Source organism: Microcoleus sp. S13_C5 (assembly GCF_036700845.1).
In the GTDB taxonomy this organism is placed as follows: Bacteria; Cyanobacteriota; Cyanobacteriia; order Cyanobacteriales; family Microcoleaceae; genus Microcoleus.
Genome location: NZ_JAUBPR010000025.1, coordinates 13,927 through 39,526 on the forward strand (window position 1 = coordinate 13,927; position 25,600 = coordinate 39,526).

Here is a 25,600-nt window from a genome sequence, read left to right on the forward strand (position 1 = left end):
AGTAGTAAAAGTTGATTTGGGTTGTCACCCATTGTTTAGATTATCAGCAACGAGGCAGGATTTTTTTATCCGACTAACAAACTTTCCTCAGCATACTTAAAAGACCTGGGTTTTGGGTCGCCGAAGGCAGCACTCATCAGCAGCAACACCCCAACTCGACCTACATACATTGTAGCAATCAAAACCAACTTACCGCTCGCTGAAAGCGTGGGTGTAATCCCAGTGGAAAGACCGACCGTGCCAAAAGCTGAAACTGCTTCAAATAGCACTTCGATAAATTTAAATTGGGGATTGGTCACCTCAATTAAAATTGCAGATGTGAACGCGACCAACAGGGAACCGAAAACTACGCTAATGGTTTTCAGAATCATTGCTGGCGGGATTTGACGCTGATAGCACTCCACATCTTCCTGGCCTTCGATAACTGCTGTGGTACAGCAAAACAATATCCTAAAAGTTGTGGTTTTGATTCCGCCGCCGGTGCTGCCAGGACTGGCGCCGATAAACATCAGCGCGATAGTCAGAAATAGCGAGGCTTCGGTCATTTGGCCAATGCTAATTGTATTGAACCCCGCCGTTCGGGGAGTAACAGATTGAAACCAAGCTGCCATCAGCTTTTGAGGAAAATTTAGGGAGCCGAAAGTGTCGGGGTTGTCGTATTCCAGCACCAAAAAGGCTAGCGTTCCTAAAATTAAAAGCACAGCCGTTGTAGTGGTAACAACTTTGAAGTTCAGGGAAAAAACTGTGCAGATAAGGCTTTTGTTTAAGCGATCGCGCAGCCACAGGTACATTTCCATAATTACTTGATAGCCGATTCCCCCAAATATGATTAAACCGCTGACGGTGAAGTTAACCATAGGCGAACTGATGTAGCCAATCAAATTATCTGAATAGATGCTAAAACCCGCGTTGTTAAAGGAATTAACGCTGTGAAATATAGCAGACCACACACCCTCTTTAAATCCGTATTGGGGGACGAAAACCGTCATCAGCAAAAACACTCCTGTTAATTCAAACAAAAGCGTTGTTGCTAGAATTGACTGCACGAGTTGCACTACGCCGGCTAGCCCGGATTTGTCGAGAGATTGTTGCAGGGCAATTTTGTCTTTCAAGCCAAAGCGGCGGCCCAATAACAGCAGCAAGAAAGTCGTGGCTGTCATGTAGCCCAAACCTCCTATTTGCACCAGTAAAACGAGGCACAGTTGCCCCCAAAAAGAGTAATATTTTCCGACATCCACAACCGACAAGCCCGTGACGCAGACAGCGGAAGTAGAGGTAAACAGTGCTGTTATTGGATCGCTCCAAGTTCCATCAATTGTGGAAAAGGGCATCATCAGTAATAGAGCACCTGCGAGGATGACAGCGAGAAAGCCCAAAGCAATGGTTCGCGAGACAGTCATTCGATTTTAGATTTTAGATTTTAGATTTTAGATTTGAGAGAAAACCCACAAATCGATTTTAGATTTGAAATTTGAGAGGGAACCCACAAATCGATTTTAGATTTGAAATTTGAGAGGGAACCCACAAATCGGTCCTCGGGCTTCAAATAAGGACATCTCTGTCTGGCGAGTGCCTGCGGTCGATCGAACTCAATCGCCAAATTCTATGACAACAGCGGGAAAATAACGGTAGAATTCCTTTAATAACTTGCAATCCGGCGATGACATCAACACTTTACCAGCAAATTCAGCAACTTTACGACGCTTCTAGCGGTTTGTGGGAGCAGGTGTGGGGCGAACATATGCACCACGGTTACTACGGTCCGGATGGCAATTTGAAAAAAGAGCGCCGACAGGCTCAGATAGATTTGATAGAAGAACTGCTGGCTTGGGCTGGAGTGCCGTCAGAGAAGGCACTGTGTGAACCTTACCGCATTCTTGATGTCGGTTGCGGGATCGGCGGCAGCACGCTTTATTTGACCGAAAAGTTTAGTTCGATCGCTCAAAATAATTTAAAGTTGGATGGCATGGTCGATCGACAGCGTAGCCAATCGCCCGAACAAAACAAAACGGGCGCTAGCGTTACAGCGACCGGAATTACTCTGAGTCCGGTACAGGCCAACAGAGCGACCGAACGCGCTAAAATTGCCGATGCTCAAAGCAATGTGAATTTTTTGGTAGCCGATGCTTTGAATATGCCTTTTCCTGACGAATCCTTCGACTTGGTTTGGTCGCTAGAAAGTGGCGAACATATGCCGGACAAAATTAAGTTTTTGCAGGAATGTTGCCGCGTGCTCAAGCCGGGAGGAACTTTGATTTTGGCAACTTGGTGTCACCGCCCGCTGGGAGAAACTGCGGGAGAATTAACTGATGAAGAGAGAAAGGAGTTGGCAGAAATTTACCGGGTTTATGCTTTGCCTTATGTAATTTCTTTGCCGGAATACGAAGAAATTGTCCGCAGTTTGCCTTTGACAAGTATTCGCACCGCTGATTGGTCAAAAGCTGTTGCTCCTTTTTGGGATGTGGTGATCGATTCTGCTTTGACTCCGAGCGCGATTTGGGGTTTGCTCACGAGCGGTTGGACGACTATTCAAGCAGCACTTGCTCTCGGATTGATGAGCCGTGGATATCAGAGCGGGCTGATTCGTTTTGGGATGATTTGTGCTGTAAAATAGCAGGCATATATTCAGAGAAGTTTTGAGTGTTAAGTTGATGAGTAAGGTGTGCAATGCACACCTTAGAAAATATTATTTGTGTGGTGCGGGTTTGAGTTCTATGGGCAACGATTCGATTGACAAGTCTTGGATTGATAAAAATGGCTCGGCTCCGCAAAGCTGGGTGAGGGCATTTTGGGAGTTTTCTCGGCCGCACACAATTGTGGGTACTAGCTTGAGTGTAATGGCTTTGTACGCGATCGCCCAAAGTACGAGGCTGTTTGTGAATCCTGTATTTTGGCCCCTAGCTTTTGCCTGGTTGGCTTGCATTTGCGGCAATATTTATATTGTGGGATTGAACCAGTTAGAAGATGTAGAAATTGATAAAATAAATAAGCCCTATTTGCCGATTGCCTCCGGAATATTTTCTCGGAAAACCGGGGAATTAATTGTAATTGCAACGGGGATTATAGCAATTTTGACTGCTGTTTTACAAGGCCCGTTTTTGCTGGCTACAGTTGGCATTAGTTTGGCGATCGGGACTGCTTATTCTTTGCCGCCAATTCGGCTGAAGCGGTTTCCTTTTTGGGCGGCGCTGTGCATTTTTACTGTGCGGGGCGCGATCGTAAATTTAGGGTTATTTTTGCACTTTAATTGGGTGTTGGGTTTGGGAAGGGCGAAAAGCGCTTTTTCTGGCTGGAGTTTGAAGAGTGTGTCTTTTGACATTCCTGCAGAAGTTTGGGTGCTGACGGTTTTTGTTGTGGTGTTTACGTTTGCGATCGCCATTTTTAAAGATATCCCCGACATGGAAGGGGACAAGCAATATAATATTACTACGTTTACGATTGAGCTGGGCAAGCCGGCCGTCTTTAATTTATCTCGCTGGGTGTTGACGGTTTGTTATTTGGGCGCGACTTTGGCGGGAGCGATCGTATTGTCTAATGTTAATTTAGTGTTTCTGGCAGTTTCTCATTTGGCGGCTTTGGGTTTGATGTGGTTTTGGAGCGCGAAAGTTGATTTGGACGATCAAAAAGAAATTGCTGCATTTTATCAGTTTATCTGGAAGTTGTTTTTCTTAGAATATCTGATTTTTCCCGCAGCTTGTTTGTTGGGGTAGAAGGGGTAGAAGGAAGAAGGAAGAAGGAAGAAGGAAGAAGGAGGAAGAAGGAGGAAGAAGGGAGGGGGAAGAAGGAAGGGGGAAGGAAGAAGGAAGGAAGGAAGAGTTAACAAATTAGAACAATTTGGCAATTACCAGTTAGCGAACTCCCACACAACAAAGACAACTATGGCTTCTCAAAAAAAAATTCGGAAATCTGCCTGCAAACTGGGTGCCGAAGACTCTTTGAAATTAGCTTGGGAACATCACCAAGCGGGCCGTTTGTTAGAAGCTGAGAATTTGTATCGGCAAATAATAGAAGTGCAGCCGGAATCAGCAAACGTGCTGTGTTTGTTGGGAATAGCGGCGAGACAGCAGGGAAAAATTGCAGAGGCGATCGACTTTTATGAACAGGCGATCGCCCAAAACCGCGATTTTGTTGAAGCACATTTAAATAAGGCTAATCTTTTACTGGATGTAGGCGAGTATCAAAGGGCGATCGCCAGTTACGAACAAGTCATCAAAATCCAGCCAAATTCCGCACTCGCCTACAATAATTTGGGCTGGGCAAAACAGCAATTAGGCGAAATAGACTCGGCAATTTTATATTATCAAACAGCGCTACGACTCGACCCCAATCTGCACGAAACAGCGCACAATTTAGGACATTTATTTAAACAGAAAAATCAATTAAACGAGGCGATAGTTTATTATCTGCACGCTTTAAAAATCAATCCAAATTTAACATATTCTTTGATGGGATTGGGAACAGTTTGGCAGCAGCAAGGTAAATTAGCAGAAGCTTTTAAATGCTACCAGCAAGCGGTAAAACTCGACCCCAACAATCCCGAAGCTCACAACAATGTAGGAGCATTTTTCCACGAACAAGGCAATGCAAAAGCAGCAATATCCCACTACCGACAAGCATTAAACTTAAAGCCAGACTTCGTGGAGGCTATTAACAATCTCGGACACGCTTTGGTCGATTTAGGAGAGTTTCAAGAAGCTTTTTCTTGTCACAGTCGAGCCTTGGAATTGCAGCCAGAGAACGCCACCGCCCACCTGGAATTAGGTTTAAGTTTGCTATTGTTCGGAGATTTTAAGCGCGGTTTTGCTGAATACGAGTGGCGGTGGCGCACTCCGCAAGTACAACCGAGACAATTTAAAAAGTCGGTTTGGGATGGTTCGGATTTGCAGGGGAAAACTATTTTACTGCACGTTGAGCAAGGCTTCGGCGATTCGATTCAGTTTATTCGCTACGCGCCGATTCTTCGCAGCCGAGGCGCTAAAGTTATGGTGGCTTGCTATCCAGAACTGATGCGGTTGTTTGCGACAGTTCCTGGTATTGAATATTTATCAGTTAGTCTGGAAGGTTTGCCAGAATTTGACGTTCACGCACCTCTGATGAGTTTGCCGCGAATTGTGGGGACAACTCTGGAAACAATACCGGCAAATGTTCCTTATTTATATCCGCCTGCTGAGTGCAAATTTGCGCTTTCTTCTGATGCCAAATTGAAGGTAGGGATTGTTTGGGCGGGGAGTCCGCAGCGCCGGAAAGACAATCAGCGTTCTTGCAGCTTGAGCGATTTTATTCGATTTTTGGATGTTCCGGGAATCGCTTTTTATAGTTTACAAAAAAACTTATCCGAGAGCGATCGCACTTTGTTGAACCAACACTTGGTGCCGGATTTAACTCCGCATTTGAACGACTTTGCTGATACCGCTTCGGCTATATCTCAACTGGATTTAGTCATTACTGTCGATACGGCTGTGGCGCACTTAGCCGGTGCTTTAGGAAAACCGGTTTGGGTGCTGCTTTCTTTTGCTCCTGACTGGCGTTGGCTTCTGGATCGTGAAGACAATCCTTGGTATCCAACGGCGAGGCTTTTCCGTCAAAGCCAGCCGGAAAGTTGGCAAGAATTGTTTCAGGAAGTACAGGCGGCTTTGAGTTTATTTGCGATCGCTAATACTGCTAGTTATTCCGAGGATTCTGCCCACGATCAGCTTGACTCCATTTCGCTTGCAATGACTGGTAATAATAAGCCTGACCTCGATTCTGTGGCTCTCACAATGACAGGTGCAAGCGTGGTTAAAGAGAGTAAACAAATATTTGTGAGGGCGAGCGAAGGGTTAGCGGAACTCTCCACAGCTAAGCAATCGCAGGGAATTGAGACATCGATTGCGATCATCGGAACGGTTGGCGAGAATTTAGTTGTTTTAGAGGATTTATTGCGGCAAGCAGAACATTTAATGGAAACAGGAGATCGGCAAGAGGCGATCGCCCTTTACGAACAGATTATATCTCTTGAGCCAAATTGCGTTCAAGCGCGGATTAATTTTGGTTTTCTCAAACAAGAAAATGGAGAATTGGAAGCCGCTATCCCCCATTACCGAGAAGCTTTAGCCATCGATCCAAATATTCCTCAAACCGCTTACAACTTGGCAAAGATTTTTGAGGAACAAGGTCAAGTGGAAGAGGCGATCGCACATTACGAGCAAGCTCTTGTAGCGCAACCGGATTTCGTACCCGCCCTGATTAATTTAGCGGTGGCGCTGCAAGAAAAAGGTGAACTTTTAAGGGCGATCGAGCTGTACCGACGAGCGCTGGAAATTCATCCGCATAGCTGGGAAGCTTACAACAATCTGGCAACAGTGTTGCAAGAACAGGACAATTTAGAAGAGGCGCTGGAGTATTATCACAAAGCTCTAGAATTGCTGCCGGATTTTGTGGAAGCTATCAACAATTTAGGCAGGACGTTTCTGGAAAAAGGCGCAGTAGAAGATGCGATCGTCTGCTACAGACGAGCGATTCATTTAAGTCCAAATCACGCTAGCGCTCACCTAAATTTATCCTTGGCTTTGCTGTTGGTGGGAGATTTGGAAAATGGTCTCGCTGAATACGAGTGGCGCTGGCAAATTAAAGAATTTCACACTGGTCATTCCTGTTTTTTGGCGGGTTCGGATAATACTGTTTCGGCGAGAGAATATCGACCGCTATGGGACGGTTCTGATTTGGAGGGAAAGACTATTTTGCTGCACGCCGAACAAGGTTTAGGCGATTCGCTTCAGTTTATCCGCTACGCTGCGATCGTCAAAAATAAAGGCGGTAGGGTCATTGTTGGCTGTTACCCGCAATTGCACCGTTTATTTGCAACGGTTGACGGGATTGATTTGCTAATAGTTAAAGGCGAGACACTGCCGGAATTTGACGTGCAAGCGCCGATGTTGAGTTTGCCCTATATTCTTGGTACAAAGCTGGAAACAATACCGGGAAATACTGCTTATTTATCTCCGCCGGCGGGTGCTGAATTTGCACTTTTGCCCGATCGCAATTTGAAAGTTGGCCTGGTCTGGGCGGGGAATCCAAAACACCGCAAAAACAAGCAGCGTTCTTGCAGTTTAAGTCAGTTTCGGCCGCTTTTGGACGTTTCGGGGGTAAGTTTTTACAGCTTGCAGAAAGAGGTTTCCGAGGCCGATCGCGCGCTGTTGAATCAAACGCCGATCGTAGATTTGAGTCCGCATTTGGGCGATTTCGCCGATACTGCTGCTGCGATCGCCAAACTGGATTTAGTCATTAGTGTCGATACCGCTGTCGCCCATTTGGCGGGCGCTTTGGGCAAACCAGTGTGGATTTTGCTGGCGTTTTCGCCGGATTGGCGGTGGCTGCTGGAGCGTGAAGATAGTCCTTGGTATCCAAGCGCAAGGCTGTTTCGCCAGCATCAGCGGGGCGACTGGGAGGACGTTTTCGATCGGGTGGCGGGAGCTCTAGGCGCGGTTGCTGCTGCATTTGTGCCGTCGGATGCGGCGGAGGCAGAGTTTCGGTTGGGCGTGGATTTGCAGCAGCAAGCCGATTTGGGCGGTGCGATCAAATGTTATGATCGGGCGATCGCGATCAATCCTAATTACGCAGCCGCGCACAGCAATTTAGGCGTTGTCAAACAGCAAAGCGGCCAGCTAACAGAGGCGATCGCGCACTACCGACAAGCCCTAGCAATCGACCGAAATTTGGCGGAAACTGCGAGCAATTTGGGCAGCGCGCTCGCGGAAGCAGGGGAGACTGAAGAGGCGATCGCAGAATATGAGCGGGCGCTGTCTTTAAACCCGAATTGCGCGGAGGCGCTGATTAATTTGGGCCTGTTGCGGGAAGAGCAAGGGGATGTGGCGGAGGCTATAAGCTGCTACGAGCAAGCGATTCAAGTCAATCCTAATTGCGCGGTGGCTTATTTGAATTTGGGAATTGCTTTGGAGCAACAAGGGGAGGAAGCGGGCGCGAATTACGAACAGGCGATCGCGAATTACGAACAGGCGATCGCGATCAAGCCAAATTATGTGGACGCCCTGCACAACTTAGCATACGCCTCGATGCGACAGGGCAAAATTGACCGCGCGATCGCATACTACGATCGAGCTCTGGCGCTGCAACCGGATTGGGCAGAAACTGATCTCGCTTTCGGGATTTCGCTGTCTAGCCCTGATAAGTTGGATGAGGATTTAGCTGTTTGCCAGCAAGCGATTCAGGCATTGCCAGCCAGTGCACAGGCTCACGGCAATCTGGGAATTGTCCTGCACAAACAGGGCAAAATTGAAGATGCGATCGCCTGCTATCAGCAAGCTTTGAGCCTGAAACCCGACTTTCCACAAGCTTTGAACAATCTCGGCAAAGCTTTTGAGGAAGCGGGAAAAATGGCAGAGGCGATCGATTGTTACCGTCGGGCGATCGAACTCAAACCCGGTTATATCAATCCCCTCACCAGTTTGGGAAGTGCTTTGCACGATCGCGGCCAAGTTGCAAATGCTGTCACCTGCTACAGCCAAGCAGTAAAATTTAATGTCGGCCATCCTGAATCTCACCTAAATTTAGGTTTAGTTTTGCTGCTGGCGGGAGACTTTCAGCGCGGTTTTTGCGAGTACGAATGGCGACTCCTAGTTAAAGAAAAACAGTTCCGATCTCACAACTTTATTCAGCCACTTTGGGATGGCAAAGATTTACAGGGAAAAACTATTTTGCTTTGCCCGGAACAGGGTTTAGGGGATGCAATTCAGTTTATCCGCTACGCAGATTTAGTCAAACAAAAAGGCGGTAGGGTAATTGTTTGGTGTTTGCCACAGTTGCAGCGCTTGTTTGCACAAGTTTCGGGAATCGATGCGTTAATAGTTAATCCAGAGGATGCGCCGGATTTTCAAGTGCGCGCGCAGCTCATGAGTTTGCCTCACCTTCTGGGAACCACTTTAGAAACTATACCGGCGAAGGTTCCTTATTTAGCTCCCCCGCCTGGTTCGGAATTTACTCTCAATCCAACTACTAATTTGAAAGTAGGGATGGTGTGGTCTGGGAATCCTAAAAATTCCCAAAATAATGTGCGCTCGTTACCGCTAAATTTGTTAACTAAACTGTTAGATATTCCCGGAGCCGATTTTTACAGTTTGCAAAAGGAAATGACAGCAGACGAGCGCGCTTTGTTAGAGCAAAGGGCGGTAACAGATTTAAGCTCTTATTTGCACGACTTGGCGGATACTGCCGCAGCAATCTCGGCTCTTGATTTAGTAATTTCTGTAGATACTTGTGTGGCACACTTGGCTGGTGCTTTGGGCAAACCAGTGTGGATTTTGCTGTGTTTTGTGCCAGATTGGCGGTGGATGTTGCAACGCGAAGATAGTCCTTGGTATCCGACGGCGCGGCTGTTTCGCCAGTCTACAGCGGGGGATTGGGAAGGAGTTTTAGAACAAGCTAGTTTGGCGTTCAGAGAAAGAATTTCTCAGCATCAGGAAGCTCAACCACTAATAGAAGCTCAGCCCAATGTTGACTTAGCTAAAAAACAGTTCAATTGCGGAAATGTTCTGAAAGCGCAAGGTAGATTTGCCGAGGCGATCGCTTGTTTTAAAAATGCTTTAGTTTGGCAGCCGAATTCGATCGAAGCCGCCACGAATTTGGCAGTGACGCTGCACCAAACAGGCAATTTAGCCGAAGCTGCCACCTATTATCAGCGCGTGATCGAAATCGATCTGAACTGCGCTCAAGCGCACAACAACTTGGGTATTTTGCTGCAAGATCAAGGCAATATACCCGATGCTGTATCTTGTTTTCAAAAGGCGATCGCCCTGAATCCGCTTTACGTCAAAGCTCTCAACAATCTCGGCGCGATACTCCAGCAACAGGGCGAGTTGCCGACGGCGATCGCGTGTTTTCATCAAGCACTTTCCGTCAATTCCAATTACGTGCCTGCGCTGGTAAATTTGGGTGCGGCGATGCAAACACAATCTCAGCTAGACGAGGCTGAACGGCTTTACGAGCGTGCAATTGGAGTAGAACCAAACAATCCTACAGGACACTATTACCTGGGAACGTTATGCTTGGGTGCGGGCAAAATAGAACAGGCAATTTCTAGTTTGGAACGAGCCATATCTTTTAACCCTAATTATCTAGAAGCTATTACTAATTTAGGCAGTGTTCTTGAACAATTAGGAGACGTAAATCGGGCAATTTTGTGTTACAAGAAAGCTCTCGAAATTGATGCAAATTGTGTTAAGGCTCACTTCAATTTAAGCTTAGTTTTGTTATTGACTGGGGACTTGCCGCGCGGTTTAGCAGAATACGAGTGGCGCTGGCAAACAGAACAGGCGAAAAAGTTACCACGGTTGAATTTTGACCAACCAGTTTGGGACGGTTCCGATTTGAACGACCAAACTATTTTGCTCCGATCCGAACAAGGTTTGGGCGATGCGATTCAATTTGTACGATACGCGGCAATTGTCCAGCAAAAAGGTGGCAAAGTAATCATTTCTTGCTATCAAGAACTGAAGCGTTTATTTAAGCAAATTCCTGGGATTGAACAAGTGGTGGTTCGGATGGATGAATTGCCCGATTTCCAAGTGCAAGCACCGCTGATGAGTTTGCCGTATATTCTTGGAACAAATTTAGAAAATATACCGGCAAATGTTCCTTATTTAGCTGCGCCACCGAATTGGCAATTTTCCCTAAATTTGGATCGCAATTTCAAAGTGGGGATTGCGTGGGCGGGAAGTGCGGAACATTTGAAGGATTTTCAGCGATCGAGCGATTTAAGCTATTTCCTGCAATTGTTAGATATTCCCGGTGTAAGTTTTTACAGTCTTCAGAAAGAAATGTCGGCTGGCGATCGTACTTTGTTAACTCAAATTCCCGTTATAGATTTGAGCGACAATTTGAACGATTTTGCCGATACTGCGGCGGTGATATCGCAACTAGATTTAGTAATTTGCGTGGATACTGCTATCGCGCACTTAGCCGGTGCTTTGGGTAAACCGGTATGGATTTTGCTGTGTTTTATGCCGGATTGGCGGTGGATGTTGGAACGCGAGGACAGCCCTTGGTATCCGACAGCGCGGCTGTTTCGGCAGCAAACACCGGGCGATTGGGTGGGAGTTTGCGATGGCGTAAAAACAGCCTTAAAACACCTAATATCTACTCGTTACCAGGCTGTGCCTGGTAACGCCGATCCAGAGGCTCCGCCTCGATTTTCCTTATCGCCCGCACAGGTACAATTTCACATAGCAAATGCTTTACAAAAACAAGGTAAAAAAGCAGAAGCAGCCGCTCGCTACCAACAAGTAATTGCTGCCTCACCCAGCCACGCAGAAGCCCACAGTTGTTTAGGTTATCTCAAACAGGAAAACGGGCAAATAACAGAGGCAATTTCGCACTACAAACAAGCGCTAGAAACCAATCCCAACCTGAGCGAAACAAACTTATATTTGGGTTCTGCCCTCGAAGAACAAGGAAAAGTCGCAGAGGCGATCGACTTCTACAATAAAGCAATTCAACTACGTCCAAACTCGCCAAATTGGCGCTTGAGACTAGCCTTCGCTTTGCTCTTAACTGGAAATTTTGAGCGTGGTTTTGCGGAGTACGAATCGCGCTGGCAAACTGAAGAATTGGATCGGCGCTCTTTTGAGCAACCGCTTTGGGACGGCTCTGATTTGCAGGGAAAAACAATTTTATTGCACCCTGAACAAGGTTTTGGGGATACGATACAGTTTATCCGTTACGCGCCTTTAGTTAAGCAAAAAGGCGGCAAAGTTATTGTTGCTTGTCATGTCTTGCTGAAGCGTTTATTTGAAGGAATTGCAGGAGTCGATCGAGTAGGAGTCAGGCCGAGCGATTTGATAGATATTCAAGTGCAAGCCCCCCTGCTAAGTTTGCCCAGAATTCTGGGAACGAATTTGGAAAATATACCGGCAAATATTCCTTATTTAGCCCCGCCACAGAATTTTAAATTTTCCCTAGAGCCGAACAATAAACTAAAAGTAGGTCTTGTGTGGGCGGGCGGCCCGCTGCACCGCAACAATCATCAGCGATCGTGTAAATTGAGAGATTTTGTAAAATTTGTAGATGTTCCGGGAGTGAGTTTTTACAGTCTTCAGAAAGATTTGTCAGCGGGCGATTCCCTACAGGATAGCTGCGCTTCACGCACTTTATTAAAGCAACACCAAATTGAAGATTTGAGCGAACATTGCGTCGATTTTGCCGACACCGCAGCAATTATTTCGCAACTGGATTTAGTAATCTGCGTTGACACTGCTGTGGCGCATTTAGCCGGTGCTTTGGGCAAACCAGTCTGGATTTTGGTGTCTTTTGTTCCCGATTGGCGCTGGATGCTGGAACGCGAAGATAGCCCTTGGTATCCCACTGTGCGTCTGTTTCGCCAGCAAAAAGCGGGTGATTGGGATGGAGTTTGCGATCGTATAAAAGCAGCCTTGCTAGAGAGGGCGGGCACGGGGGCACCGCCCCTACAATCTACTCGTTACCAGGCTCTGCCTGGTAAGGCAGATTCTGATACTCCGCCTCAAATTCAACCCCCAGAAACTCCCCCACAAATTACAGGAATGGGCATCAGTTGGCCGATCAGCATCACCAGCGGCTGGGGAATTTACGCCATAAATTTAACACTACAACTGCGGCAAAATCCTGCCTGGGAAGTTGCACTTTTAGCATCGCCATCAATCACCTCAGAATCAATGAATCCGCTGCATAAATCGCTGTTGTTACCTGTAATTGAAAAGCACAAAAGTTTTCAGGAATTAGTGGCAGCAAATTCCGACAAACAAATCAGTTGTAATTTTCCCGTACTTTACGCTTTGGGGAATAATTTAGCATCCTCTGGAGTTGACAATCAAATTACCAGCGCTTGTCAAATAGGAGTCATATTTTTTGAAGACACACGAATCACAGCAGAAGCACTAGAAACAGCCAAAAAATATAGCGTGATTGTCGCAGGTTCCAACTGGAATGCGGATGTTTTGAGAAGCTGTGGCTTGACTAATGTGGCGATGGTACATCAAGGAATTGACCCAACAATTTTCCATCCTGCATCCAAATCTAATCTATTTGGCGATCGCTTCGTCATCTTCTCTGGTGGAAAACTGGAATATCGCAAAGGTCAAGATATTGTAATTGCCGCTTTCAAACGATTTCGCGCCAAACATCCAGAGGCTTTGTTACTAACAACATGGCACAATTTTTGGCCTCAATATATGTTAGGAATCGAACAAACCGGAAACGTTGCGGGACTTCCCAATATCAACGGCGACGGAAGTTTAGAAATTTCCCAATGGTTAGTGGCTAACGGTTTGCCAGTTGACTCTTTTATCGACATCGGCTTAATTCCCAATCACCTCACCGGACAAATTATGCGAGAAGCCGACTGTGCTGTTTTCACTAACCGCTGTGAAGGCGGCACTAATTTAGTCGCAATGGAAAGTATGGCCTGCGGAATTCCGACTATTTTATCAGCAAATACTGGTCATTTAGACTTGATTTACAGCAACATTTGCTATCCTTTATGGAGTCAAAGACGAGTTAAACCGACTGCTCCTTTTTCCGGTGTAGAAGGTTGGGGAGAGTCTGAGGTTGCAGAAGTTGTCGAGGCTTTGGAACAAGTTTATACTAATCGCGAAGAATCAAAACGTCGCGGTTTAGCTGCGGCTAATTTTATGCTGGATTGGACTTGGGAAAAACAGGTTAAGCGCTTTCTTGATGTCATATCAAATTCCCTTTAACAATCCTCTTTTTCCGGCGAATAGAATTCGCTACTACACAAACTTTAGTCCGCCTAAGCGTTGGCGTGCTGGCTTGGTTCAGGCGGACTAAAGAATAAATAATCCAGATTAACTTGCGATTTGTCCCAATAGCTTTTCAGCACTATTCACGCTTTCAATATCGTAAAGTTCCCGGTTGTAACAAACAATTTGTGCTACCAACTTTTGATGATATTGCTGAGCTTTTGCTAACATAGAACCCTGGGAACGCCGATAATTGACAACTACTTCTCTCGTTCCCAAAAAGGGAATATTGTGCTTGTGGCAGTTAACCCAAAACTCCCAATCTTCGTAACCTTCTTTCATCCCAACTTTGTACCCGCTGACCAAATCCAAAATAGATTTGTGATAGAGTGAAGATGGGTGAATCATGTTAGATTGCTTGATATTTTCGGGAGAATACAACTCGTAACTGGGTACTATCCGATTTTCAGTGCCAAACATTTGATAAGAACCAAATGCTACGCAAGGTGCCTTTGATTTTAAACATATTTCTAAAAGGTCAGTCAAGGCGTTTTCAGCTAGGATATCATCGGCATCTAAAGGCATGATGTATTCACCGTTTGCGGCTGCTATGCCCGCATTTCTAGCACTTGAAAGCCCTTGATTTGTTTGTTCTACAAGCCTAATTTGATATTGGAAATTGGCTACTATTAAATTTTTGGCCACTGTGCTGGTAGTATCTAAGCTGCCGTCGTTGACAATGATAATTTCCCAATTTTTGTATGTTTGGTTAATCACGCTAGTTACTGCTTGCAGCAAAAAATGAGATTGATTGTAGCAGGGAATAATCACAGATACCAAAGGTCGATCTCCCAATTGTGGCGAGGGGGCAACTTTTTTGACACTTTCTGATTGTAAATCATGTGCCGAATTTCTAGCAGTTTGCAAGCTGTAGAAATAAATTTTGGGATGGACGATAGCTAATTGATTCAGATCGGTATTTGGGTATTCCTTTACTAACTTCGGATATCCCGATAAGTATTCTTGTTTAACAAAAATCAAGATATTCTGAGCGTACCAAGGCTCTACTTTGTCATTGTTCCATATTTTTTTTCTCAAGCCGTCAATAACTGCATAGCCGTTTTTCTGAAAGTAATAAACCCAATATTGTGGCCACTGTTCGTTAACGTGTTCGACGCCTCCTTGAAATGGTATCGCAGCAGAAAACAGAATCACTGGTGCTAGTTGAGTGAGAGAATTAACAAAGTTTTCGGCACAGGTAGCGGGCAAATGTTCGGCAACTTCCAGAGAAATTGCTAAGTCAAATTTTCTGTTTATTTGCAGCGGTTGCTTTAAATCGGCGGATTGGAACTGATTTAAAGGAATTTGTAAAAGAGTGCGATCGACATAATCGCCATCTATTCCCAAACAATCCACAATTCCCAACTTGTGAAACGCAGCTAACCAACTTCCCGTACCGCAGCCCACATCCACTACACTTTTAGGTAAAATCGGTTGCAGCAAGTCTAACAGCAGGGGAATAATTTCTCTAGCAGAACTGCGAGTTCCTTCTCCGATTAATTGGTAAAAATCTCTTGTATAAGATGACTGTTGGTTTTGATTGGTTTGGCTGGCTGTTTGAGAATTAATAGTCTCTAAACTGCTAATATTGTAACCGTGCAGATGTGCTGGCAACTGCCAGGAAATATTAGGGTCTGGTTGATGTTTTACTGGCTGGACATTGCCCCGCCAAGCAGCCCCCATAATTTGCATCGTTTGATATACTACTGTTTGCCATCCCCTTTGCTTCAAGTAATCTAAACCTTTACCAACATCTGGAGTGGTTAAATCGTGAAATAAAATTATTGCATCTTCCTCAGCCAATTTTTCACACGCAATGGCATCATTTAACGGCCCATCACCTCCGTGTTCTCCGTCAATAAAAATTAACGACCATTTGCGGTTGAATTGAGCGGAAAATTTTTCTACTCTTTGGGGGCTATAGCCCGGTATTAGCTCGACGGTCGTTTGAACTCCCGACGCCTTTAGAGCACCTTGAATTGAATCGATTACGCTTTGTCTGATATCTTCTCTTTCTAACAGCGGATCGACGACATCTAACTCAACTCCTGCGAGGGCTAAGTGACAGGCAGACCACCCTAGCCAGCAGCCTATTTCTAAGGCTTTTTTACCTTTGAATTGCAGGGCTGTATTGTAAAGGATGTGGGCTTCGTCGCGATTCAAAAACCCGATGAATGGATAGCGCTTGTCTGCATACCAATTATGCGGAATTTCCCGGCGCAAATAAGGCCAGTTACTCGCATTTGGATCGGCAATAATCATATTGGGGAAATAGGAGTCAGGTATAATTATTTGGAACCCTGGGGAGACATAATCCCCTGGATGCAATAAATTATTTTTGCTAATTTCAGGTTGTTGGTAAGTCATTTTTGGTTCTTGAAATATTGGTATTGATTCCTGTTTTTTAGGTTGATAACGGACACTCATTTCCAGTATGTCGCCGTCAGTTGCCCTCAATTGTACTCTGTCAAACTGCTGGCGGCCAGCTAAATGCAAAATACCGATCGCCTCCTGCGGCAAGTACGGCTCCACAAAACAGCCTCGCTGCTTGTCCCAAACCGGAAAACCGTTGAATATCCAATTGCACCAAGCTGGGAGCATTTCAGTCAGATTGAACAATTCGCCACTGTAAACAGCGAGGTTGAGGGCAAATTGATCTGTCATGACACAGCCGGATCTTTGCAATCCTTGATTGAGTTTTTGCGCCCAGATTTCCCAGTGCAAAGCATCTTTTCGGAGTGCGAAAACTCCGGCATTTAATATGGGATAACTGTATAACTTATTAGCGACTTCTTCACCAAAGTTAGCTTCGTATTGTTGATAAACCCACTGCCAAAACTGAGGCAGTTGCCCGTACTGCTGCAAGCTCGCCCTGTGAACTTCGGGAATAATTGCCAGTCCCCGGCGCGATGCTCCTTCAACCAACAAATTAATTGCTCTCCAGTCTTGAACCCAAGCATCTGCATCAATCCAAAGGTATATATCAAAATTGGGAAAGTATTTTCGCAAACAAGGTCTAACTAATAGCCCTTTTAAATGTTCGGGAGATTCATTTCTGCCAGGAAAGTCAAAGGCCCAATCCGGCTTTTGAATGATATTAACTTGTGTTTCCAGCCACTCCAACTGTTCGGGAGTGCAGCCGAGATCGAAAAAGCCGATCGCCACATTTTCAGCCTCGGGTTTTTCCCGCACCGATAAAATAGTGCCTCGCACCAATTCAAAGTAATTTGCATCGGCGGCCGTGATGATGATAATCTGCATAAATAGCTTTTCTTATACAATAAACTGCTGAGTATACCGTAGGGTGCGCCTCGGCAAGTCTTACTATAGTGTAGGGTGCACCATGCGTACCTTACTATAGGCTAGCAATATTCATAAAACTATACTATTGAGGAGGAATTGTGAAAAACCAAAAAGGGAAAGTTTATTTAGTCGGTGCGGGACCCGGAGATTGTAACTTGATGACAGTACGATCGCACAAACTGCTATCTCAAGCCGAAGTCTTAATCTACGACGCTCTAATCGACATCCCGCAACTCGAATTAATCCCAGCAACTTGTCGGAAAATAGAAGTCGGCAAACGTGGCGGCAAACCTTCCACCCAGCAGCAAGACATTAACCGTTTGCTGGTAGAACATTGCAAATTAGGCAAACAAGTCGTGCGGCTAAAAAGCGGCGATCCCTTTATTTTTGGTCGATCCAGTTCGGAAATTCAAGCATTAATCACAGCGGGCTGCAACTTTGAAGTAATACCCGGAATTTCTTCCGCCCTATCCGCACCTTTACTAGCAGGAATTTCCCTCACAGATCCGGTAATGAGCCGCTGTTTTGCAGTGATGAGCGCCCATGAACCGGATGCTTTGGAATGGGAAGCATTAGTGCAGATAGAAACTTTGGTAATATTGATGGGAGGGCGCAATTTAAGCGAGATAATTTGGCAATTGCAAAAGCACGGACGATCGCCCGAAACTCCGATCGCCATTATCCGAGATTGCGGCCGCCCCCAACAGCAAATTTGGCTGGGCACTCTCTCCAACATTGTACAGCAAACAGCAGGTCAATCTCTATCGCCTTGCGTGATCGTAATTGGGGAAGTAGTCAGATTGCGCGAATATTTAATCCAGCCAGAAAGCACAAATATGATCGATACACCAGTCACCTCTAATAACAGCCAATTGCCGCTAGCAGGAAAAACCATTTTAGTCACGCGATCGGTTTCTCAGTCTGCTGAATTTAGCGATCGACTCCAGCAACAAGGAGCCCGCGTTATCGAAATGCCAGCCTTGGTAATTGGGCCGCCGTCCACTTGGGAACCATTAGACAGCGCGATCGCACAATTGTCAAGCTTTCACTGGTTAATTCTCACTTCCCACAACGCTGTAGACTGCTTTTTTCAACGATTACAAGCAAAAGACAAAGACGCCCGCAGCCTGTTTGGTATTAAAATCGCAGTTGTCGGGAAAAAAACAGCAGAAAGTTTGCGATCGCACTCTCTACAACCAGACTTTATTCCCCCCAACTTTATCGCCGATTCCCTAGTCGAGAACTTCCCCGATAACTTGCAAAACTGCAAAATCCTATTTCCGAGAGTAGAAAGCGGCGGCAGAGAAGTTTTAGTTAAAGAATTTACCGCCAAAGGAGCGCAAGTAATAGAAGTGCCAGCTTACCAATCTTGCTGCCCCGAAACTATCGATCCTGTCGCCCTATCCGCACTCCAAAATCAAGCCGTAAATATCATAACATTTGCCAGTTCCAAAACCGTGCAGAACTTTTGTCACCTCATAGGACAAAGCCCGGAATTGTCCCGATCTCAGGATTGGTTGGAAAGCGTTTGCATCGCATCCATCGGGCCGGAAACTTCCAAAAGCTGTCAGAATGTATTGGGTAAGTTAGATGTAGAAGCCAAAGAATACACGTTAGACGGATTGACTGAGGCGATCGTTGAATGGGTTACAGAAGAGCAAAATTTGTAAGTGCGCTCGAACAGTAGTTGATTATCTAATCTGTTGGTTGTAAAATTATTGTAATCTCATTTAAAAAAAGTTATCAGTAAGGACACGGCACTGCCGTATCCTTACTGATAATCGCGTACAATCTCTAGGTTGCAAGACTTTTATGAATTCGGATAAAATAGTTGTAAAATAACTAGGAGGAAAGAAACATGACCGCAAAAGACCAACTTCTTCAAGAACTCGACCAAGTACCAGAACCATTGCTGCTGAAAGTGCTTGAATTTGTCCGTTCCTTAAAGACTGAAGAAGAACAACAAAAACTAGAAGCCAAAGCATGGCAGGCATATCTAGATTCAGAACGCGAAAGAAAGGAGGTTTACCGTCGCCTTGCCAACTCCTAATTTTGTCAGCAAAAGTATGGTTTTAAGTATCCACTCCAGACAGATAGAGAGATTTGGCGGCACTCCCGGCATTAGAGATGAAGGCTTGTTAGAGTCGGCTTTGGCTCAACCGCAAGCAACTTTTGGCGGTCAATTTTTGCATCCAACAATTAGCGAACAAGCTACCGCCTATCTCTATCACATAGCGATGAATCATCCCTTTATTGACGGCAATAAACGAACGGCTTTTGCAGTGACAGATACCTTTTTGCGTTTAAATGGTTGCACTCTGAATTTGACGGACGATCGAGCATATGATTTAGTCATGCGAGTCGCGCGGGGAACGATGACTAAGGAACAATTAAGCACCGAGTTTGAGTCATGTATTGTTTAGTTTTAATAAGTAAGTTGGGCAGCGTTCATTGAGATTAAGTAAGGTGCGCCCATCAGCACCCTACAGGGAAAAAGGGAATCGAGGAACAAAAAAGCGAGTAAAATTATCACTAAAGAACAAAGCCGAGATCCTTTGCGTCAAATCAGTAATAAAACTACACAGAAAAAAGCACAAACCGCCGATCGCCCTTTCTCCCGCAAATCCCGCTACCCAACTACAAATTAGCAATAGCCATGAATATAAATTTTTCTCGTTACGACACCTTAACCACCCTGCTAGCAGGAACTACCGCAGCCTTAACCATAGTTATCAGCCAACCCGCGATCGCCAAAACCCCCCAAGAAGTTGCCAGCATTGCCGGGCCGCTGACAGTACAAATTAACAGTTCCATAGGAGACGGTTCTGGCGTAATTATTGCCAAAAACGGCAAAACTTACACAGTTTTAACAGTCAATCACGTCGTAGAAAAAGCAGACGTGAAATACACCGTTCGTACGTCGATCGGCAAAAACTATCAAGCAACAGCAGTCACCCGTTTGCAAACCGCCGAAACGGACCCGGATTTAGCCGTAGTCAAATTTGAAAGCCCCGAAGAATATCCAGTCGCGACGATCGCAGATTCCGATCAAGCCGTCATCGGCACTCAAATCTTCGTTTACGGCTATCCGGCTACGGGCGGACTTTTCGGCGCTGAACGAGAACCCGAACTCTCTCCCGGACTCGTTACCAGCCGCCCGGGCCACCGCCCGGAAGGTTACACTTTGCGGTATCAGGCCGTAACTTGGAGCGGAATGAGTGGCGGCCCAGTTTTTGACTCCGAAGCCCGAGTCATCGGTTTACACGGACAAGGGGAATTCGGTTTTGCTCAAACCAGTTCCGGCGAAGTCGCCCCGATTAAAACCGGATTTAACGCAGCAGTTCCAATCAATACATTTATCGCCAAGCTAGTGGCGGCGGGAATCAACAAATCTGACTTGAAAGTAGACAATACTCCCGCAACTCAAGGCCCCGTATCCACCGCCAATCCCCAAGACGCCCAAGCTTATTATTTTCGAGGACTTTCACTGTTAGATCAAGGAGAGGCTTGGGAGGCGATCGCGGATTTTAACAGAGCACTCGCTTTCAAGCCCAAATATACCCCTGAATTGTATTTTAATATCGGTAATGCCCGCACTTTCATCACCGCCGGCTTGGCCCAAGTCGAACCCACACGCGGTTCCACTGCTATTCAAGCATACACGCTGGCGATCGCAGCTAATCCTGGTTTTGCCGACGCCTACTACAACCGAGCTTTAGCTTACCTGGACAACAAAGACCAACCGAAAGCAATTGCCGACTTTCAAAAAGCAGCAGAACTTTACAAACAAGGCGGAAGAACCAGCGCCTATCAAGACGCGCTCAACAGAATCAAGCAATTGCAGTAGAATTAGAAGTTAATAATTAAGAATTAAAAATGACTAATCCCATTTTTAATTCTTAATGTAGTTCCTACAAACAGCAGGTAAATAACAATGACTGCTATCACCTTAAACCTCAATTCCCTTATCCAACTAACTTCCGAACAGTTTTATCAACTGTGTGAAGAAAACCCGGAATTAAAACTCGAACGGAATGCCAACGGAGAATTAATTGTCCTGCCACCAACCGGAGGAGAAACGGGAAGAAGCAACTCAAAATTTAACTTACAGATTGGACTTTGGAACGAACAAACCCAACTTGGTGAAGCCTTTAATTCCTCCACAGGATTTACTCTGCCCAATAAAGCCGATCGCTCTCCCGATGCGTCTTGGGTAGAAAAATCGCGCTGGGAAGCTTTAACGCCCGAACAAAGAGAAAAATTCATCCCGCTTTGTCCCGATTTTGCTGTGGAAATTCTCTCCCCAACTGACAGCTTGAAAAAGACTCAGGAAAAAATGCAAGAATATATGGAAAATGGCTGCCGTTTGGGTTGGCTGATTAACCGCAAAAAACGGGAAGTTGAAATTTATCGCCCCGGTCAAGATGTGGAAGTTTTACAATCTCCTCTCACTCTTTCTGGGGAAAATGTTTTGCCGGGATTTGTTCTCAATTTGCAAAAAATTTGGAATTAGCAGAATTAAATTTTGACTTATTATATCATCTTTAATAAAATAACCGTTACCATCTCGTAGTGAGGAAGGGAAGCCCTATCGAGTTGGATCAGGACTCTGGCTCCTCACTACGAACTCTTTTTATTATCATTCCAGCGGACATAATATTAGCTGGAAATTTGATAAAATTATAAGTAGCCATAAAATTAACAGGCTAGAATTATATTTCAAACAATTCCAGCTACAAATGTCACATGAGAATAATTAAAAACACTTTTTGACCTGCAACTTGTCACACACGACCAATTTTTCAGAGAATGGCAAGACGAATTGCCAGAAATCACCCACTTTCAAAAACGACAGCTAGATTAGATTAAAGCGGGTTACTTCAAGCTAGAGTATCCGCCAATGCTGGAAAAAACCATCAGTTTCTTTATCGCCTCTCCGCTGTTATTTGTCGCCGAGTTTGATCTGCATCCTTTCTACATTAAACAAAAAAAATTCGTCGAATTTTCCGAATAAGATGAAGGCGTTATCATCAAAGGCAGCATCGACACTTTAGTCTTAAAAGAGCAGTTGTGGCTGATGATAATAGAATCGAAACTCCTTTCGTTTTCGAGCGAAGCGGCTTGGCGTAACTCTTAGCTTATATGCTGGCAAATCCCAACCCGGACAAACCTAGTTACGGCATACTTACTACAGTTGGTGACAGTTGTTATTCAAAATTCATCCAAAGTTTTGGTGTGTTAGAATAACACTTAGGGAATTATTTTTCATCTAGAAATGGGATAATTAACCGGGATTTGGTATTATTACTGAACCGTTAAAACCCTGATTTAAGCGTTGGTTTATGGCTGCCGAGCCTTTAATGTACCCGCACCAAACCAAGCTGGTAAAGAGAGGTAATTATTGGAGAGGTTTATTCGAGATATAGCCACTCCTTAGATCACTCTACCTTCTTTGTCCTTAAACTCTATAACTAAACAGGCTTCGGGAGGAGAGGTCGAATTAACTCGATAATTTGGTCATAGTTAAAGTTATTGACCGAATCCATTAGCGCACGGGAAAGGGTTGATTTAGAGGCGGGAATTTGTTTGATTAGCTCGTTCATGACTTCAGGATCAACATAGTAGGCAGCTTGATACATTTCTTCTAACCACTGAGAGGACATCACAGCTAGATCTTCTGGAGATAAATAATCAACAAATAGTTTTTGGGAATCTTTTCCTACAACTGTGTAGATGTACTCTACTCCCAAGTGTTGAGCGAGTTTGTCAAAGACGAGCCTTTCCTGAAATGGCTTGCTCATAAAGTCGTCACAACCAGCCATAAGAGCTTTCTCTCGCTCGTCTTCAAAAGCACTGGCAGTTAAAGCAATAATGACAGTCTCTTGTCCATGAGGGTGTTCTCTAATGCGTTTAGTAGCTATGTAACCATCCATAATCGGCATTCGTAGATCCATCCAAATCAGGTGTGGGGACCAACTTTCCCACAGGGATAGTGCTTCAACTCCCTGTGTTGCTTGCCGGACCTCAAAACCGACTGAGGTAAGGAGTTTGACCAATAAGCGGCGATTTTCCTCTACATCTTCAACCACAAGGATGCGGTAAGTTGGTTGTCCTGGAGTTATACCAATCACTCTTTGTTTAAGCAATTCTGAGGCAAGAGAGACTGCTTGAGGTAACTTTACCTCAAGTTCAAAGTAAAAAATGCTGCCTTGATTCAATGTGCTTTGAACCTGAATCTGACTACCCATGAGTTTGACAAATCTTTGGCTGATAGCTAGACCTAGACCAGTACCTTGATTTAATTTATTCCCAGCTTCAGCTTGCACGAACGCCTTAAATAAGCTGTCAAGTTCTGTTGGATCAATTCCCACTCCAGTATCCTCAATTTCAAAACATAGACGACAGGACGTTTGGTCGATCTGTTCTGAGCTCACTCGTAAAGAGACGCTTCCTTGATTAGTAAACTTAATCGCATTACCGAGCAGATTGACTAACACTTGATACAGTTTTTTCTCATCGCTATGCACAAATTGGGGCAGATTTGGTTCTCGCTCGACAATTAGCTTCAACCCTTTGGATTGGGCTTTAACTTGCAACATTTCTTCAAGAGAAATCAGCAAAAATTTTAGGTCAAAGTCAGAAAGAGAGAGTATCATCTGTCCGCTCTCAATTTTGGATAAATCTAAAATGTCGTTAATCAATTCCAATAGATGTGTGCCGCTACGATTGACGATCGCCAGATCTTGTTGGAGTTCGGGAGTCAAAACAGGATCGTAACTCATCAATTGCGTAAATCCCAAAATAGCATTGAGAGGAGTACGGAGTTCGTGGCTCATATTGGACAGGAACATACTTTTGGCTCGGTTTGCTGTTTCTGCTGCTTCTTTAGCTTGCTTAAGTTCCAACTCGGCTTGTTTGCGATCGCTAATGTCAATTAAATATCCCAACATTTCCACTGGTCTACCTGCACGATCTCGAATTAGTCTGAGTTGACCGAGTATCCAGCGATAAACCCCATCTGAGCGACGAAGACGGTATTCATGGAAATAAAAATCATTGACGAATGGATTGGCTAAGCCATTAAGCACTCGTTCTAGATCATCTGGGTGTAAGTTATGCACCCAAAATTCACCATCTTCTAAAAACGCCATGCTTTCATAGCCCAATACCTCTTTGACATTTTCGCTGATGAACGTTGCTCGATAATCGCCATCAGGTTTACAGCTAAAAATAACGACGGGGCTGTAGTTCAGGAGAAAGTTGAGGCGATTTGTGGTAGCCTGCAAAGCTTGCTCAGCTTGTTTCAGATCTGTCACATCCTCCTGAACGGCAACATATACAGTTCCGTATTCAGGATGCTCAAACCTAGACGTATGAACTCTGCACCAAAAAAGTCTTCCATCTTTTTTCTTATTGTAGACTTCATATTGTGCTTCTCCGTTCTGATCAATTTGAGTGACAATATCTAGAACGCTGGCGTCTGGTGTAACGTCTGTATCGATATAATTCAAGACACCAACGGGTTGACCTACGAGTTCGTTATTTGGGTAGCCAAACATAGCGTCAAATTTGGGATTGGTGTAGACGAGCGTGAGATCTGAGGCTTTAATTAAACACACTCCACCTGCCATATTATGCATAATAACACTCTGAAGCTCTAGCGTCTTTTGAGCTTCTTTTCGAGCCGTAATTTCTTGGATCTGAGCAATAAAATGTAGTGGCTTTCCCTGTTCATCTTGTACTAGCGAGCCATCAAGAAGAATCCAAATTATATGCCCTTGTTTATGGAAATACCGTTTTTCCATTTGGAAAGTTGAAATAGTTCCTGCTAATAGCTGATGTACATAACTAAGATCCAGGTCTAAATCGTCAGGATGGGTAATATCTTGGAAAGTTAACGCTAACAACTCTTCTGAGGAGTAGCCAAGAATCTGACATAAGGCAGGATTGACTTTAACCCAGCGCCCATCAAGTGAAACGATCGCCATTCCAATTGACGCATTTTCAAACGCATTGCGAAACTGCTCTTCACTGTTTCGTAAAGCCACCTCAATTTGTTTGCGTTCGTTTTCAGCCCGCTTGCGCTCGTTGATCTCCTTCTCTAAGGCTTGATTTGCCGCAATAAGTTGAGCTGGACTAGGTAAAGCTAAGGCTGATGGAATTAACAAGACTAGCTCAGATGCAGTATATATAGAAATCAGAGCAGTAATAGCTTTAAGTCCTCCCGAAAGCCAATAAGTAGGAAACCAAAGCGTCCAAATTTCCATGATATGAGTTGTACCACAGGCAATTATGAAGGCGCCAAACAGCAAAAATACTTTCTGAAATGGAGTATCTTGGCGCTGTCGCACAAAGTAGATTAGCATGATTGGGATGGAGTAGTAAGCTAAAGCAATTAAACCATCGGATAAAATATGTAATCCTACTAAGTTTGTTTGCCAGAGATAGCAGTGACCATGAGGAATGAATCCTCCATTTTCAAAAAATTGTGTAATCATATCTAACCTGCA

Annotated in this window: 11 protein-coding genes; 8 read left to right on the forward strand and 3 right to left on the reverse strand. The window is 44.9% G+C overall.

What is annotated here, in order from left to right:
- Positions 1-65: 65 nt before the first annotated feature.
- On the reverse strand, positions 66-1,400 hold the full coding sequence (locus QUA04_RS09755; RefSeq protein WP_333256088.1) for a TrkH family potassium uptake protein: 1,335 nt from the start codon (positions 1,398-1,400) through the stop codon (positions 66-68).
- A gap of 260 nt (positions 1,401-1,660) precedes the next feature.
- Between QUA04_RS09755 and QUA04_RS09760 the strand changes: the two genes are divergently transcribed.
- From QUA04_RS09760 to QUA04_RS09770, 3 genes are all read left to right on the forward strand, one after another.
- Complete coding sequence (locus QUA04_RS09760; RefSeq protein WP_333256090.1) at positions 1,661-2,614, forward strand: methyltransferase domain-containing protein; 954 nt, start codon at positions 1,661-1,663, stop codon at positions 2,612-2,614.
- 37 nt (positions 2,615-2,651) lie between these two features.
- Positions 2,652-3,710, forward strand: a complete 1,059-nt coding sequence (locus QUA04_RS09765) for a homogentisate phytyltransferase (protein WP_333256092.1) — start codon at positions 2,652-2,654, stop codon at positions 3,708-3,710.
- Positions 3,711-3,878: 168 nt separating this feature from the next.
- Positions 3,879-13,724: a tetratricopeptide repeat protein gene (locus QUA04_RS09770; RefSeq protein ID WP_333256094.1), complete on the forward strand. Its 9,846-nt coding sequence runs from the start codon at positions 3,879-3,881 to the stop codon at positions 13,722-13,724.
- 108 nt (positions 13,725-13,832) lie between these two features.
- Here the strand turns inward: QUA04_RS09770 and QUA04_RS09775 are convergent, their stop codons facing one another.
- On the reverse strand, positions 13,833-17,048 hold the full coding sequence (locus QUA04_RS09775; RefSeq protein WP_333256096.1) for a glycosyltransferase: 3,216 nt from the start codon (positions 17,046-17,048) through the stop codon (positions 13,833-13,835).
- A gap of 140 nt (positions 17,049-17,188) precedes the next feature.
- Between QUA04_RS09775 and cobA the strand changes: the two genes are divergently transcribed.
- The 5 genes from cobA (at position 17,189) to QUA04_RS09800 (ending at position 21,603) form a co-directional block, all read left to right on the forward strand.
- Complete coding sequence (cobA, locus tag QUA04_RS09780) at positions 17,189-18,760, forward strand: uroporphyrinogen-III C-methyltransferase (protein WP_333256098.1); 1,572 nt, start codon at positions 17,189-17,191, stop codon at positions 18,758-18,760.
- Between the two features lie 188 nt (positions 18,761-18,948).
- Complete coding sequence (locus QUA04_RS09785; protein ID WP_015177921.1) at positions 18,949-19,140, forward strand: hypothetical protein; 192 nt, start codon at positions 18,949-18,951, stop codon at positions 19,138-19,140.
- Between the two features lie 16 nt (positions 19,141-19,156).
- Positions 19,157-19,513 carry a type II toxin-antitoxin system death-on-curing family toxin gene (locus tag QUA04_RS09790; protein WP_333256100.1) on the forward strand — a complete coding sequence of 119 codons (357 nt, stop codon included), beginning with the start codon at positions 19,157-19,159 and terminating at the stop codon, positions 19,511-19,513.
- A 233-nt stretch (positions 19,514-19,746) separates the two neighbouring features.
- On the forward strand, positions 19,747-20,937 hold the full coding sequence (locus QUA04_RS09795; protein ID WP_333256102.1) for a tetratricopeptide repeat-containing serine protease family protein: 1,191 nt from the start codon (positions 19,747-19,749) through the stop codon (positions 20,935-20,937).
- 87 nt (positions 20,938-21,024) lie between these two features.
- Positions 21,025-21,603 carry a Uma2 family endonuclease gene (locus tag QUA04_RS09800; protein WP_333256104.1) on the forward strand — a complete coding sequence of 193 codons (579 nt, stop codon included), beginning with the start codon at positions 21,025-21,027 and terminating at the stop codon, positions 21,601-21,603.
- Between the two features lie 958 nt (positions 21,604-22,561).
- Here the strand turns inward: QUA04_RS09800 and QUA04_RS09805 are convergent.
- Positions 22,562-25,588 carry a PAS domain S-box protein gene (locus tag QUA04_RS09805; RefSeq protein WP_333256106.1) on the reverse strand — a complete coding sequence of 1,009 codons (3,027 nt, stop codon included), beginning with the start codon at positions 25,586-25,588 and terminating at the stop codon, positions 22,562-22,564.
- Between the last annotated feature and the right edge of the window lie 12 nt (positions 25,589-25,600).

What these genes read in the sequence shown, in the direction of transcription:
- QUA04_RS09770 (WP_333256094.1), top strand. Translation starts at nt 3,879, where the DNA reads ATGGCTTCTCAAAAAAAAATTCGGAAATCTGCCTGCAAACTGGGTGCC.
- QUA04_RS09795 (WP_333256102.1), top strand. Translation starts at nt 19,747, where the DNA reads ATGAATATAAATTTTTCTCGTTACGACACCTTAACCACCCTGCTAGCA.
- QUA04_RS09760 (WP_333256090.1), top strand. Translation starts at nt 1,661, where the DNA reads ATGACATCAACACTTTACCAGCAAATTCAGCAACTTTACGACGCTTCT.
- QUA04_RS09755 (WP_333256088.1), bottom strand. Translation starts at nt 1,400, where the DNA reads ATGACTGTCTCGCGAACCATTGCTTTGGGCTTTCTCGCTGTCATCCTC.
- QUA04_RS09785 (WP_015177921.1), top strand. Translation starts at nt 18,949, where the DNA reads ATGACCGCAAAAGACCAACTTCTTCAAGAACTCGACCAAGTACCAGAA.
- QUA04_RS09765 (WP_333256092.1), top strand. Translation starts at nt 2,652, where the DNA reads ATGAGTAAGGTGTGCAATGCACACCTTAGAAAATATTATTTGTGTGGT.
- QUA04_RS09790 (WP_333256100.1), top strand. Translation starts at nt 19,157, where the DNA reads ATGGTTTTAAGTATCCACTCCAGACAGATAGAGAGATTTGGCGGCACT.
- QUA04_RS09775 (WP_333256096.1), bottom strand. Translation starts at nt 17,048, where the DNA reads ATGCAGATTATCATCATCACGGCCGCCGATGCAAATTACTTTGAATTG.
- QUA04_RS09805 (WP_333256106.1), bottom strand. Translation starts at nt 25,588, where the DNA reads ATGATTACACAATTTTTTGAAAATGGAGGATTCATTCCTCATGGTCAC.
- QUA04_RS09800 (WP_333256104.1), top strand. Translation starts at nt 21,025, where the DNA reads ATGACTGCTATCACCTTAAACCTCAATTCCCTTATCCAACTAACTTCC.